The organism is Pusillimonas sp. MFBS29, assembly GCF_020687695.1.
Lineage (GTDB): Bacteria > Pseudomonadota > Gammaproteobacteria > Burkholderiales > Burkholderiaceae_B > Pusillimonas_C.
The window spans coordinates 196,872-209,331 of sequence record NZ_JAJEWL010000002.1; the positions used below are offsets into that span (position 1 = coordinate 196,872).

The 12,460-nt window shown below is 56.1% G+C and carries 12 protein-coding genes; 11 read left to right on the forward strand and 1 reads right to left on the reverse strand.

From position 1 onward, the window contains the following. Positions 1-47: 47 nt before the first annotated feature. Genes LKR43_RS03545 through LKR43_RS03555 form a run of 3 tightly spaced genes read left to right on the forward strand, consistent with a single transcriptional unit; the run spans position 48 to position 3,315 of the window. On the forward strand, positions 48-1,202 hold the full coding sequence (locus LKR43_RS03545; protein ID WP_227682471.1) for an acyl-CoA dehydrogenase family protein: 1,155 nt from the start codon (positions 48-50) through the stop codon (positions 1,200-1,202). A gap of 25 nt (positions 1,203-1,227) precedes the next feature. Further along, positions 1,228-2,205 carry a tripartite tricarboxylate transporter substrate binding protein gene (locus LKR43_RS03550; protein ID WP_227682472.1) on the forward strand — a complete coding sequence of 326 codons (978 nt, stop codon included), beginning with the start codon at positions 1,228-1,230 and terminating at the stop codon, positions 2,203-2,205. Positions 2,206-2,220: 15 nt separating this feature from the next. After that, entirely contained in the window at positions 2,221-3,315 is a 1,095-nt protein-coding gene (locus tag LKR43_RS03555; protein WP_227682473.1) for a nitronate monooxygenase family protein, read from the forward strand. Positions 3,316-3,418: 103 nt separating this feature from the next. Here the strand turns inward: LKR43_RS03555 and LKR43_RS03560 are convergent, their stop codons facing one another. Beyond that, positions 3,419-4,093, reverse strand: a complete 675-nt coding sequence (locus LKR43_RS03560) for an O-methyltransferase (protein ID WP_227682474.1) — start codon at positions 4,091-4,093, stop codon at positions 3,419-3,421. Positions 4,094-4,251: 158 nt separating this feature from the next. Here LKR43_RS03560 and LKR43_RS03565 point away from each other — a divergent pair, with 158 nt between their 5' ends. From LKR43_RS03565 to LKR43_RS03600, 8 genes are read left to right on the forward strand one after another with little or no spacing between them, the layout of a single operon-like run. Next, complete coding sequence (locus tag LKR43_RS03565) at positions 4,252-4,518, forward strand: hypothetical protein (RefSeq protein WP_227682475.1); 267 nt, start codon at positions 4,252-4,254, stop codon at positions 4,516-4,518. After that, positions 4,515-5,846, forward strand: coding sequence for a hypothetical protein (locus LKR43_RS03570; RefSeq protein ID WP_227682476.1), 1,332 nt, complete (start codon positions 4,515-4,517; stop codon positions 5,844-5,846). Before LKR43_RS03565 ends, LKR43_RS03570 begins: the two co-directional genes overlap by 4 nt. Continuing rightward, the gene (locus LKR43_RS03575) at positions 5,843-6,604 is read left to right on the forward strand and encodes a hypothetical protein (RefSeq protein WP_227682477.1); all 762 of its coding nucleotides are present in this window, start codon (positions 5,843-5,845) and stop codon (positions 6,602-6,604) included. Before LKR43_RS03570 ends, LKR43_RS03575 begins: the two co-directional genes overlap by 4 nt. Continuing rightward, the gene (locus LKR43_RS03580; protein ID WP_227682478.1) at positions 6,601-7,326 is read left to right on the forward strand and encodes a hypothetical protein; all 726 of its coding nucleotides are present in this window, start codon (positions 6,601-6,603) and stop codon (positions 7,324-7,326) included. Before LKR43_RS03575 ends, LKR43_RS03580 begins: the two co-directional genes overlap by 4 nt. A 17-nt stretch (positions 7,327-7,343) precedes the next feature. Continuing rightward, on the forward strand, positions 7,344-8,327 hold the full coding sequence (gene cpaB / locus LKR43_RS03585; protein WP_227682479.1) for a Flp pilus assembly protein CpaB: 984 nt from the start codon (positions 7,344-7,346) through the stop codon (positions 8,325-8,327). A 10-nt stretch (positions 8,328-8,337) separates the two neighbouring features. After that, positions 8,338-9,765, forward strand: a complete 1,428-nt coding sequence (locus LKR43_RS03590) for a type II and III secretion system protein family protein (protein WP_227682480.1) — start codon at positions 8,338-8,340, stop codon at positions 9,763-9,765. 4 nt (positions 9,766-9,769) lie between these two features. Continuing rightward, entirely contained in the window at positions 9,770-11,491 is a 1,722-nt protein-coding gene (locus LKR43_RS03595; protein ID WP_227682481.1) for an ATPase, T2SS/T4P/T4SS family, read from the forward strand. Between the two features lie 28 nt (positions 11,492-11,519). Then, positions 11,520-12,368 (forward strand): type II secretion system F family protein, encoded by an 849-nt coding sequence (locus LKR43_RS03600; protein ID WP_227682482.1) that lies wholly within the window; start codon positions 11,520-11,522, stop codon positions 12,366-12,368. Positions 12,369-12,460 lie beyond the last annotated feature (92 nt).

A 12,460-nucleotide genomic window follows, 5' to 3' on the forward strand; every position in this document is an offset into this window, starting at 1 on the left:
CGTGGATGCCCCTTACACCTATTTGTACAAGGAACTACTGAAACACCATGATTCGCAACCCAGAAAAATTTGCATCCCTGCTGGCCGAGGTACGCCAGTTCGTCCGCACAGAGTGCCTGCCGCTGGAGAAGCAGATAGACCAAGAAGACGTGATTCCCGAGTCGCTGGTACAACGCATGCGCGAGCTAGGAGTATTCGGACACAGCATTCCTGAAGAGTATGGCGGTGCAGGTCTGACCAGTGAAGAACTTTCGTTGATCAACATTGAAGTGTCTCAAGTTGCCACAACTTTTCGTGCTCGCTTTGGGGGCAATACGGGTATTGCTTCCGAATCGTTGGTCGTGGACGGTACACCGGAACAAAAGCAAAAATACCTTCCGAAATTGGCTACTGGCGAAGTCACAGGCTGTTTTGCGCTGACTGAGCCAGGGGCGGGTTCAGATGCCACCGATCAAAAAACCGTGGCGGTTCGAGATGGTGATCACTACATTATCACGGGTCGAAAATGCTATATCACCAATGCGCCGATTGCGGACTTGTTCACGGTATTTGCCCGTACGGATCCTGAATCGAAGGGAAGCGGGGGCATTAGTGCATTCCTGATTGAACGCGGCACGCCGGGCTTGAGCACCCCCGCGCCGCCCCGCAAGATGGGACAGCATGGTTCCCCGGTGGGAGAGGTAATACTGGACCAGGTTCGTGTGCACAAGAGCGCTATTGTGGGTGATATGGAAGGAAAGGGTTTTCGTACCGCCATGCGCGCATTGAATAAACAGCGGATCAATCTCGCCGGTTTGTGCGTAGGACCAGCCATCCGACTAGTAGAGGAAATGGTAAAGCGTGCAACCGAGAGATATCAGTTCGGTCAACAGATTGCCGATTTCCAGTTGATCCAGCAAATGATCGCCGAAAGCAATACCGAAGTGCACGCTGCGCGTGCGCTGGTACTTGAAACTGCACGCAAACGAGATGCCGGTGAGGACGTGACGATGGAGGCGTCTATGTGCAAACTCTTTGCGTCGGAAATGTGTGGCCGCGTGGCCGATCGTGCAGTACAGGTCTTCGGCGGTGGAGGCTATATGGCTGACAACGTCGCAGAACAATTCTATCGAGATGTACGCCTGTTCCGCTTATATGAAGGGACCAGCCAAATTCACCTTATCAATATCGCCCGCCGAACGGTGGCGCAACTAACTAATTAAATTTTCTACACCAAAGGAGTTAGACATGATGATAATTACTCGTTCCGTTCTGCTGGCTGCCACCTTGAGCCTGGCTGTATTAGGCCCTGCGGCTGCTCAGTCCGACTACCCCAATCGCCCCGTCAAGATTGTCGTACCGTACTCGGCAGGAGGCATCGTAGATAGCATCGCACGGTTGCTCGGAGACCAGCTGAGCAGTATGTACGACCAACCTGTAGTGGTCGAGAACAAAGCTGGAGCCGCCGGAGCAATCGGAATGAATTATGTCGCGAATGCGCCGGCAGATGGTTACACCCTGATGGTGGCAAGTCCGGCTCTCGCAGTGCTTCCCATTTTGAAGGAGACTGCGAAATGGAATGTCGCGCAAGACTATCGTTCGATTGAGGGTCTTGGCATCGTTCCCAATGTACTTGTAGTGCACCCTAGTGTGCCCGCAAAAACCATGGCTGAATTCGTTGATCTGGCCAAGAAGAGCGATACGCCTCTGACCTACGCTACTGCTGGACTAGGTTCATCTAACCATTTGTCTGGAGAGTTGCTGGTACAAGAAGCTGGCATCAAATTGACCGAGGTGGCGTATAAAGGCCAGACGGACGCGCTGACAGATCTGTTGACGGGTCGTGTACAGATGATGGCGCTGACCTCCGCTTTGGCAATTCCGTATATCAAAGAAGGAAAATTGCGGCCGCTGGCGGTAACGACGGGCAAGCGCACGGTAGCCACACCCGATCTGCCAACAGTGGCTGAGGCTGCGCAATTGCCCAACTACGCTGTAGGTACCTGGTTTGGTTTGGTGACTCAAAAGAAAGTGCCAGACGCAATTGTTGAACAGCTGTCAAAGGATGTGGCGGAAATCATGGCTAAGCCCGAAGTCAAAGCCAAATTTGATACCTTGGGCATGGAGCTTGATCTTATGGGGCCCGCCGAGTTCGATGGCTACCTCGAGGAAGAGCACAGTAAATGGAGCAAAGTCATGAAGAAGGCCGGTCTGAGCATTCAATGACAAATAGCGACTCTTATGGCTCATATCAAAACACCTATTTGCGACCAACTTGGAATTGAACATCCGATCTTCGGTTTTTCGCATTCCGCTGACGTCGTTGTAGCCATTGCCCACGCCGGAGGGTTTCCGGTGCTGGGCCTGGCGCGCGAGTTGCCTGAAGAGATACCCGGCCTCATCGAGCAGGTTGAAACCCGACTTGCGGGCAAACCCTATGGCATTGATCTGATGCTGCCGTCCAAGGTGCCACAGGAAGCCAGCATCGATGCGTTAAAGGGCGCATTGCCCCCCGAGCACGTCGAATTTGTCAAACGCTTGCGTCAGCACTTTAATGTGGTGCCTCCCGGCAAGCCTAGCTTTTTTACCACTCAAGTTCGTTCAGAGGCGTTATTCAATCAGCAAATCGAGGCTGTGCTGGATTCACGTGCGCGGGGAGTAGCCACTGCCATTGGCTTGCGTCCAGACTTGATTGCCGAGGCGAAACGGCGCGGTAAGCTTACCTTTTCGTTGGTGGGTTCTACTCGCCATGCGCGCAAAGCGCTGGAAGCGGGTGTCGAGGTACTGGTTGCCCAGGGGTATGACGCCGGAGGTCATACGGGCCCAATCGGGACATTGTCGCTATTACCGCAGATTATCGCGATGGCGGGTAATGCGCCGGTATTGGCGGCCGGAGGTATCGCGACCGGTGCTCAGGTGCTGGGCTGCTTGGGCATGGGTGCGCAAGGGGCCTGGTTAGGTACATTATGGATGGGGGCACGCGAGAACCACACGCCACCGGCGTTGCTGGCACGTTTGGTGGCGAGTACCAGCGAAGATACGTTGATTACGCGAGCTCACAGCGGTAAACCGTGCCGAGTCGTGCGTAGTGACTGGATAGACGCCTGGGAGGCACCAGACGCGCCATCTCCGTTGGGCATGCCAATGCAACAGGCGTTAGTGGGTGATGTATTTGCCTCCATACATGAGCGCGACGATGCACGATTGATCTACGAAGCTGCAGGGCAAAGCGTTTTCGGTATTGAGGCTCTGACCACGGTTGCGGAACAGATGAGCCGGCTGGTGAGCGACATGGACACGGCATGGGAGCGCCTGCATACCTGGAATCTCCGGTAAAAGCTTGTCAGCTACAACTGAAAACTGACTGACCGCTTCGCTCATGCGTTCAACGATCTGACTGGTATGGTGTGTCGGGATTATTGAGTTAATGATGATTTCATCATGCTTGAGCTGATACCACCGTAATCGCAAAACCGTCCCAACCCTTGGCGCCTACCGTTTGCACAGCCGTGCTGCTAAGGCGAGGATCGCCGGCCACCATGTTGAACAGGCTGCGCACCCCTTCGACGTCTGGGTCGTGGTTGTCGGGGTCGACCACGCCACCTTTGCGTACCACGTTATCGGTAACGATTACCGTGCCCGGCCGGGACAGCTTGAGCGACCACTCCAGATAATGCGGATTATTCTGTTTGTCGGCATCAATGAAGACAAAGTCAAAGGGCTCGACCCGGTCTGAAAAAAATTGCTTCAATGTATCTACTGCATTGCCCACTCTGACTGTTGCCAGGTCACTGAATCCGGCGCGGGCCAGGTTGGCCTGCGCGACCCTGGCGTGGGCCGGGTCCAGTTCCAGCGTAACAATGCTGCCGCCTTCCGGCAGGGCACGCGCCAGCCAGATGGTGCTGTAACCGCCAAGCGTGCCAATTTCCAGAATACGGCGGGCACCGCTGATTTGCGCCAGCAAATGCAGCAGTTTGCCCTGGTTGGGGGCGACGTTAATGGCCGGCAGGCCCGCGGCTTCGCTGTCGGCCAAGGTGGCATCAAGTACCGCATCGGACGGGGCCAGCGTGGCTGAGAAATAATCGTCAACCTTGTTCCATAAATCCTGATTCATCAAGTGCTCCTGATTGCGTAAGCCGTGGTCACGCGTGGGCGTGATCTGAAGGTGATTGCTTTAGCCACGCAGATGGCTTTGCCCAACTCGGTATCTGCGAATTGTCGCTGCCTGCTGCCGGGCGCACACTGCATCCATCATCCCAGCTGGAGAGCACGATGCGCAAGAATTCGAATGCCCAAAGCGGTCAAGGCATGACCGAATACATCATTGTAGTGGCGCTGGTGGCGGTTGCGGCCATTGCGGTATATCAGTTGTTCGGGCAGGTTGTACGCTCGCAAACGGCTGCCATGGCCAAGGAGCTTGCCGGGGAAGACGGCTCTGAACAATCCCGCATGGCCCAAACCGCAGCTGAAGCGGCGGCCGCTCAGGTGGCGGCCAAAACACTCAAGTCATTCACCGGTAACGCAGGGGCGGGTCAGTGAAGCCTCGGCTGTGTTCATCCCCGATCTGCTGCTCACAGCAAGGCCAGGCGCTGGTGCTGGCCATGCTGTTGATCAGCACGGCCCTGCTTGTGCTGGTCCGCTATTTTTCGGTGGGGCAGGTGGTGGCAGCCAAGGCCAGGCAATTGCATGCGCTTGATGCTACTGCATATAGCGGCGCCTTGATTCAGGCACGTGCACTGAATATGATGGCTTTCATCAATCGTGCGCATGTCGGGCATCAAGTCGCCATGGCGCATCTGGTCACATTGGGGTCGTGGGCCTCATTGGGTGGAACACAGGCACAGCAACTGGCTTCTGGCAATCCACCCGCACACCTTATTGCCATGATGTTCGGGCCCGCGCATGGCGCTGCCTATGTCGCTGCGTCGAAAGCCACAGGCTTTGGTAATTTATCCAAGCCTCAAGCTGATCTGGCGCGTGCATACGGCCAACACGACCGTGTCGTGCGCGAGGTGCTTGTTGAAGTGCAAAATGCTGTGGTAGAAAGCCTGCCTCACGCACGCAGGCAAGCCATGCTGGCAGTGCTAAGGCAAAACTATCCTGAATTTTCTGCGGGTGATGAGTTCAACCTGATTATCGATTCTGATGATTGGCCTGGTTACGCAAGCCGCCAGTCGGGGCACGGGCAGCTGCGCAATCTTGTCGAACAGGTAGTGTCGTTATACGGATTTCTTTCTCCACGAAACGACACGGCATATAACAACTGGGTAGTTGATGCACGCTGTCCGGGCTTGCGTCATCAGCTACGTCGCCGCGGAAGCACGGAACTTGATGCGCTGGGGCGCTGGCAATCCCTCGATACACAGTCGTTTCACGCCCTGCGTTCAAACCGCTGGATAGGTTGCTATTTTCGCGAGTACGCGATGGGTTGGGGCTGGATTCCCAGCGCACAAACCCAAACTATCGAAGATCCCCATGTTGATGATCCTCCCGCCGATTTCTCCGCACAAGACTTCTGGCGCTGGGTCCGGCAGGCTACGAATTGGGATATCACCGCCGGCAGTGACAATCCGCTTGCCAATTCTCGTGCCGCGGCCTCACGTCAGCGTTGGGAAGGTGGTGGCTTGCCAAGCTATTTTGATGTCATTACCCGCACGTCAAAGCCTCTGGGTTTCTCGGTCACTTTGCATCATCCCGGTCCCGAGGGATTGACGGTCAGTACGCATAGCGCTGCGGAAGCCTTTTTCGACAGGCCCGAACGGCGCAGCGATGCTAGCAAGGAGCAGGCCAGCCTGTTTCATCCATATTGGCAGGCGCGCCTTGTAAGCCCCGATCCCGTTAATGGTGCCAACAGGGGGTTGCCATGAATTCACGACGGGCACAGTGCGGTCAGGCTCTGGTTGAAGGACTACTCGCCATGTTGGTGCTGGTATCCATATGGGTAGCGGTGGCATGGCTGGGAAATTTGCAAGACATGGCTTTGACTGTGCAACATGCCAGTCGTCACGCGGCGTTTTCCTATACTCGCAATCCTTCGCCTGAAAGTTCGGTGAGCTTGCGCGGGCAATATTTCATGGGGCCGGCTCATCAGTGGAATGAACGTAGTGGCAAGGCTATGCTGCCTTGGCCCCGGGATCAGGTTCGAATTGACGTGAGCAGAAGCGCGGTGTTGGGTCAGCCGGCCCAGGCCGGCGGTACGAATCCTCTGGCTCATGTTTTGCGAAATGATTGGGGCTTGCTGGATAAGGGCATCGTACATGCGCAAGTCCTTGCGCTGCCAAAAGCCGATACTGTCCATCATCCAGACTTGTCCACCTCTCGTGCGTCCATTCTGGGCCTCAAGGATTTCAGCATCTACCCGCAACTGCGTCGGCATATTTCCATACTCGAGGGTGCCGGTCATGCATCCGGCGATGTACACGCCCAGCAGATTATTGGGCGGTCGTTACTGGCCTGGTCCGACAGCGCTCATGCATCCGGTGCAATAGGGTTACGGGTTGATGCAACCATGTCTGCAGTCGACAAGGCCTGGGATCGACAGCACCCGGTATTTGACTGGTTACAGCCATGGGCAGGCTACGTTCCTGCAGAACGCCTCGAACATTCATTCAGGGAGCTGCCATGAATCCGAACCTTGTTCGCACGTTGAGTTGCCGGTACAAGAATAACGCGCTGCGGTATATCGGCTGTACGGTCTTGCCAGGAGTGGTTCTGACTGGGTTCTGTGCGCAGGTGCAGGCAGTCGTTCCTGAGGGTTTGTCCGAACTGAATGTCCCGGGTTTCCAGTGGCAGGTACCACAATCAATGTGCTTGTCGGGAGTGCAGCTGCATATCAGGCATTTCTCGTCCGATAGCGGCGTGATGCCTGCCGCACAGTCGCTGGTAACCTATACAGGTCTGTTTCAGCGTGTCCTGACTATCCGTAGAAAGGTAGTCCTTTCCGGTTTGAGCTCAGGCTGGCATTGGTTGGCCGAAATTGATGCGAGCAGCACCGGAGCGCATGGCTATGTGTCGGCCTTGCATACAGGCGCCCAGGTAACGGGGGCGTCTCCGTTCGCCTCGGAGCGCTCGTTTGCGTGGTTGCCGCCACAGGCAAGGCGCCAGTTCGATCATCAGCATATTGTTGATGGCCGGCGTGTGATGCAGCAGGTCTACAGCATTGCTTTACCCATACCAGCACTTACTTCCTATGTACGGCGGCAGTTGCGAACCGACGGCTGGCTGCCCGAACCTCAATTGGCCGGATCCTCTGGCGGTATGGCCTGGGGCAAAGCACAAGCGCGTCTTTTGTTGTTTGCGCAGCAAGGAACAGCAGGAACGTCCTTGTATGTGCATTACATCGAATAATCTGCTCAAGGAAAATCATGCGCCTGCCTGTCATTAATCGTTCTCTTGCGTTATTGCTGCTGGCCGGTATTGCCGGGCTGGTGGCCGCCTGGGCAGCCAAACAGCATATTGACGGGCGGGTTCAGCAACTTGAGGCTCAGGCGCGTACTCCAATGGTTGAAAGAATTGTTGCGGCCTACGACCTGCCAGCCGGAACACGCCTTGCTGCGGAACACCTTGCTCTGCGCCATTTCCCTGCAGCGGTGGTGTCCAGTGACAGTCTTGCCCCATCACGGTTCACAGAACTGACGGGCACAGTGCTGCGCGCTCCGTTACGCGGTGGCGATGCCGTATTGCAGGTTCACACTGCAGCGCAAGAGCACGCGGCATTCTCCAGCCATTTGTCTGCCGGTCGGCGCGCGATTTCCATGCCTGTTGATGCCATCAATTCTGTTTCGGGGTTACTGCAGCCCGGCGATCTGATAGATCTGTACGTATCATTCGAGTATCAGCGTCGGCATATCACTGCCCCGTTGCTTCAGGGCGTGCTGGTATTGGCCACTGACGCGAATACGCAGTTTGTCCAGGGAGTCGACACTGCACCCCGGGGCTCTTATGCGACAGTAACGCTTGATGCTTCGCCGGAAGATGCAGTCAAGCTTGTTGCAGCCAGGCAAGGGGGTACGATTACCGCTGTATTGCGTCCACCTCAGGATACGGCATCCAGTCAAAAGGCTGTTCGTGGAGACCTTGCCAGCCTGCTGGGAGTGAATCGAAATCCACCTTTACCTTCCCGCAAGGCACAGGTTATTTACGGTAATCAGTCAGTGCGCAGCGTGTCCAGGCTAAAACCGGCATCACCGTCGGGGCCATCGCAAGCCAGTGGGCTGTTCAATCTTCCAGGCTCACCTGAATTGGTGAGCGCATGGATGCACGCCGCGATCAGGCATCAATTGAATCAGGTTGCTTCTCCCGAAAACCTGCTTCCTGACGCACCCGGCACAGACGTTGCAGTGCAATAGGATGGCAAGCATGAAGATGCGTGCGATCCTGGTTGGCTTGTTCTGGATGCTGATGGCACAGACCGGCGGTGCGGCGCCACCCCAACAGGCCGAGCTCAGCTTGCAGGTTGGCGAGGTCAAGGTTCTGGGCATCCCTGATGTGGCTCGTGTTGCCGTGGGCGACGGACATGTCGTCAACGCAGTGGCCACTGACGAAAAAGAGGTCATCGTGTTTGCTCGCCATGAGGGTTCCACTGTCTTGCAGATATGGTCGGCTGACGGCCAGCGCTGGCAATATCAGATACAGGTTGCACCAGAAGGGCTAAGGCAAATCCAGCAGGAGTTGCGCAGTGTGCTGGAGCGCATTCCTCATGCCCGGCTTTCTGCGGTCGGCGACAAACTCGTGGTCGAGGGTGATGATCTCTCAGATGCTGATCGCGAACGGGTTTCCGAGCTTGCCAAGCACTATCCCCAACTGCTCGATTTCACAGGTCAGGTTGGCTGGGACAACATGGTGTTGCTTGATGTGCAGGTGGTCGAGGTTCCGCGCATACAGCTGCAGGAACTGGGATTGCGCTGGAACACTGCCTCCGAGGGGGGCCTGAATGTCGGGGTGGCCTGGGACGGCGGTAGCAAAAGGTTGTCGGCGCGCCCGGGCGAGTCTGTCATGCCCATAGAGTTTCCGGCCACAGTGGCTGCCGGCTATTTTGGAGTAAATGCTTTGCTATCGGCGCGTATTAACGCGATGGCCCAGCAGGGCACTGCAGTGGTGCTGGCGCAGCCCCAGTTGCTTGCCCGCAGCGGTGCAACCGCCGAGTTCCTGGCTGGTGGTGAGGTGCCTTATTCGACTGTAGACGCCAACGGCAACACCAATACGGCATTCAAGCCTTATGGCGTGTCATTGCGCATTACGCCGCAAATCGAACGTAATGGCGCTGTACGTTCTCGTATCGAGGTCGAGGTCAGCTCTGTGGATAGCGCCATGTCGGTGACTAACGGCCCGGCGCTGAAAACCCGACGTGCGGCAACTGAGTTCAATGTACGCTCGGGCCAGACCCTTGTTCTTGCGGGCTTTCTATCACGCGAGCTCACCAGCAATATGGATTCAGTTCCGGGGCTGGGTGATATTCCCATACTGGGTGAACTGTTCAAATCCAGACGCTTTCAGCGCCACGAAACCGAATTGGCCATATTTGTTACGCCAATACTCGTTACCGCTGATCATCCTGGTCTTAACCGTCGCGTACAGTCAAGTGAGCAGGTGCTGCAGACAGCCTTTCCCCAGGCGCCGGTTATCAACGTGTCGCTCGATCCTTTGCCCGAGCCATTGTTGCCTGAGAATCATCCCGGCTGGGATCCCTGGCGGGGTCCTGGTTCACAGTGGTCTGCTTCACAAGTCGATCCATCGACGTCTGCCCTGCGTAACGCTGGAAACAATCAACACTTCTTCGTGGAGTAAGCCCATGCTGAATCTGGAGTTGCGTTTTGAAGACGGCAAGGCACGAACAGCAAGCTTCCCCCTGCCTCTGGAAATAGGGCGCGGGCCAGATTGTCATTTGCGTTTGAAGGCATGGCGGGTAGGCAAGCGCCATGCACGCATAGAGCGCCGGCCGGCCGGTGTTTTCATTGAAGACTTCGGAACATTGAGCGGTACGTTGGTGAATGGCATTCGTGTGGCCGAACACGGACCTTTGCAGGTCGGCGATGAGATACTGATAGGTCCGTGCCTCATGTATTTGAAGGAGGTCATTGCAAGTACGTCACCCATGCAACCAGAGCTGCCTGTCAGGACGCAGCTTGCAGGCCGCAGCGCGCCAGATGATGACCAGCCCGTAATGCACCATGTTCTGCAGTCCGAGCCAGACACTGCCGATCAACTCGTTGGCACGGAATGTCCCATAAGCACGCGGTTGTTTCACAGGCGCCGTTTGCATGCGGCCTTGCTGGAGTCACTTGATTTGCGACGTCGCGATATAGCCAGCATGAGCGATGAAGCGTTACGCAGCGAGGCAAGTTCGGCGCTAAGCGAGATCATCGCTGCAGATACCGAGTTGCCGGCCTCTGTCGAACGATCGGCATTGCTGCTTGAAGTCGTCAATGAAGCCGTAGGTCTTGGTCCTCTGGAGCCTTTGCTGGCCGACCAGGCGATCACTGAAATCATGGTTAACCGTCACGATGAGATATTCGTTGAAATGAACGGGCAGCTCAAGCGACACCAGGCCGCGTTCAGCAGCGAGCAAGCCGTATTGGGTGTCATCGATCGCATAGTTTCTCCGCTGGGGCGCCGTATTGACGAAAGCTCGCCCATGGTTGATGCGCGCTTGCGTGATGGTTCCCGTGTCAACGCGGTGCTGGCACCGATTGCTTTACGCGGCAGCAGCCTGACCATACGCAAGTTTCCACAAAATCGGCCGGATATGAACAAACTGCTGCAGCTTCAGGCGTTCGACGATGCCATGCAGGGTTTTCTGGCGGAAAGCGTTCGAAGCAAGAAGAATATCGTTGTATCGGGGGGCACTGGATCGGGCAAAACCACGCTGCTCAACGTGTTGTCCAATTGCATACCACGCGATGAACGTATTGTTACCATTGAAGACGCTGCTGAACTCAAGCTTGATCATCCGCATCTCGTTGCACTGGAATCCCGGCCCGCCAATCTCGAAGGGCGAGGCACGATTTCCATAAGGGATCTGGTACGCAATGCCTTGCGTATGCGTCCGGATCGAATTGTGGTTGGTGAATGCCGGGGAGGCGAGGCGTTCGACATGCTGGCGGCAATGAATACCGGTCATGAGGGTTCGTTGACAACCTTGCATGCAAATAGCCCACGTGATGCGCTGGCAAGGCTGGAAACCATGATCCTGATGGCGGGTATGGACTTGCCTTTAACGGCGGTACGCGAGCATATTGCAGCAAGCATACATTTCATTATCCAGCAGGCCCGCCTGGGCAATGGCCGTCGCCTGATTACATCGATCGTTGAAATTACCGGTATGGAAAGCGGACGCATACAAACGCAAGAGCTTTTCAAATACGTGCGCGTGCCGGTACCCGCATTTACGGGTTGCGGTGTGATCCCCGAGTGCTTCATTGATGAATCGGGCACACCTTGCCTGCAGGCGACCTTGTTTGACACGCGCACCGAACTCTTGCCGCACGGGGGTAGCTCGATGCAGGTGCTTTAGCCTGGGCCTGCGAGCAGAGGAGCAATGAATGGCAATATTTATATTTCTAGTGGCTGTAGCTGTCCTCGTGGGTATGTGCTGGTGGTTTTTGCAGAAATGGCTGGGAGTGGTCTATGTGCATTACCAGCAAGCATTCCAGAAACAAGCCAGCAAGCGACTGGATGAGTTCTTTCTGTTTGTTGACCCGGCGCAGCTCTGGCTGGCAAATCTGGCGATTTGTCTTCTGTTGATGGCTGTTGTGTATGGGTTGACAGGTGGCCTGGTCATGACCGTAGTGTCCGGTGCGTCTGGCTTGCTGCTGCCTCAATATGTCATAGGCAGGCTACGACGTCGGCGCCTGCAGCGTTTTGACGAACAGCTGCCCGAGATGCTGCAGGCACTGGCAGGTGCCTTGCGTGCAGGCGCGGGTATTCAGTCTGCCTTGCGGCATATTGTGGCCCAGAGTCCTGCACCGCTGTCGCAGGAGTTTGGCCTGATGCTGCGTCAGCAACGCATGGGTATCAGCTTCGAACAGGCATTGGCCGATCTATATCGCCGTATGCCGTTCGAAGGGACCGGGCTGGTTGTGTCGGCCCTGACTATTGCTGCACAAAGTGGTGGAAATCTTGCGGAAACGCTGGAAAGCATAGCTGCTACGTTGCGAGCCCGCTTGCGCTTGTTAAGCCGTGTGCAGGCCCTGACCTCCCAAGGGCGCATGCAGGCGTGGATTATGGCTGGTTTACCGCCCGTTCTGGCAGTTGTCCTGCATTATCTGGATCCTGATGCGATGTCGGCGTTGTGGGAAACTCCAGCGGGGTGGGCTGTGCTGCTTACCGTGGCAGTAATGGAGGGCATCGGCATATGGCTCATACGCCGCATAGTTGCTATCCAGATCTAGGAGCTCGGGCATGCTCTTCTGGATAAGTTGTCTGGCTGCCGGTTTATCTTTGTACCTGATGGTGTGGGTATTTACGCGACCACTGGCGCAAT

Coding starts and splice junctions, on each gene's coding strand:
- LKR43_RS03600 (WP_227682482.1), top strand. CDS start 11,520: ATGGCAATATTTATATTTCTAGTGGCTGTAGCTGTCCTCGTGGGTATG.
- LKR43_RS03590 (WP_227682480.1), top strand. CDS start 8,338: ATGAAGATGCGTGCGATCCTGGTTGGCTTGTTCTGGATGCTGATGGCA.
- LKR43_RS03555 (WP_227682473.1), top strand. CDS start 2,221: ATGGCTCATATCAAAACACCTATTTGCGACCAACTTGGAATTGAACAT.
- LKR43_RS03580 (WP_227682478.1), top strand. CDS start 6,601: ATGAATCCGAACCTTGTTCGCACGTTGAGTTGCCGGTACAAGAATAAC.
- LKR43_RS03560 (WP_227682474.1), bottom strand. CDS start 4,093: ATGAATCAGGATTTATGGAACAAGGTTGACGATTATTTCTCAGCCACG.
- cpaB (WP_227682479.1), top strand. CDS start 7,344: ATGCGCCTGCCTGTCATTAATCGTTCTCTTGCGTTATTGCTGCTGGCC.
- LKR43_RS03595 (WP_227682481.1), top strand. CDS start 9,770: ATGCTGAATCTGGAGTTGCGTTTTGAAGACGGCAAGGCACGAACAGCA.
- LKR43_RS03550 (WP_227682472.1), top strand. CDS start 1,228: ATGATGATAATTACTCGTTCCGTTCTGCTGGCTGCCACCTTGAGCCTG.
- LKR43_RS03545 (WP_227682471.1), top strand. CDS start 48: ATGATTCGCAACCCAGAAAAATTTGCATCCCTGCTGGCCGAGGTACGC.
- LKR43_RS03575 (WP_227682477.1), top strand. CDS start 5,843: ATGAATTCACGACGGGCACAGTGCGGTCAGGCTCTGGTTGAAGGACTA.
- LKR43_RS03565 (WP_227682475.1), top strand. CDS start 4,252: ATGCGCAAGAATTCGAATGCCCAAAGCGGTCAAGGCATGACCGAATAC.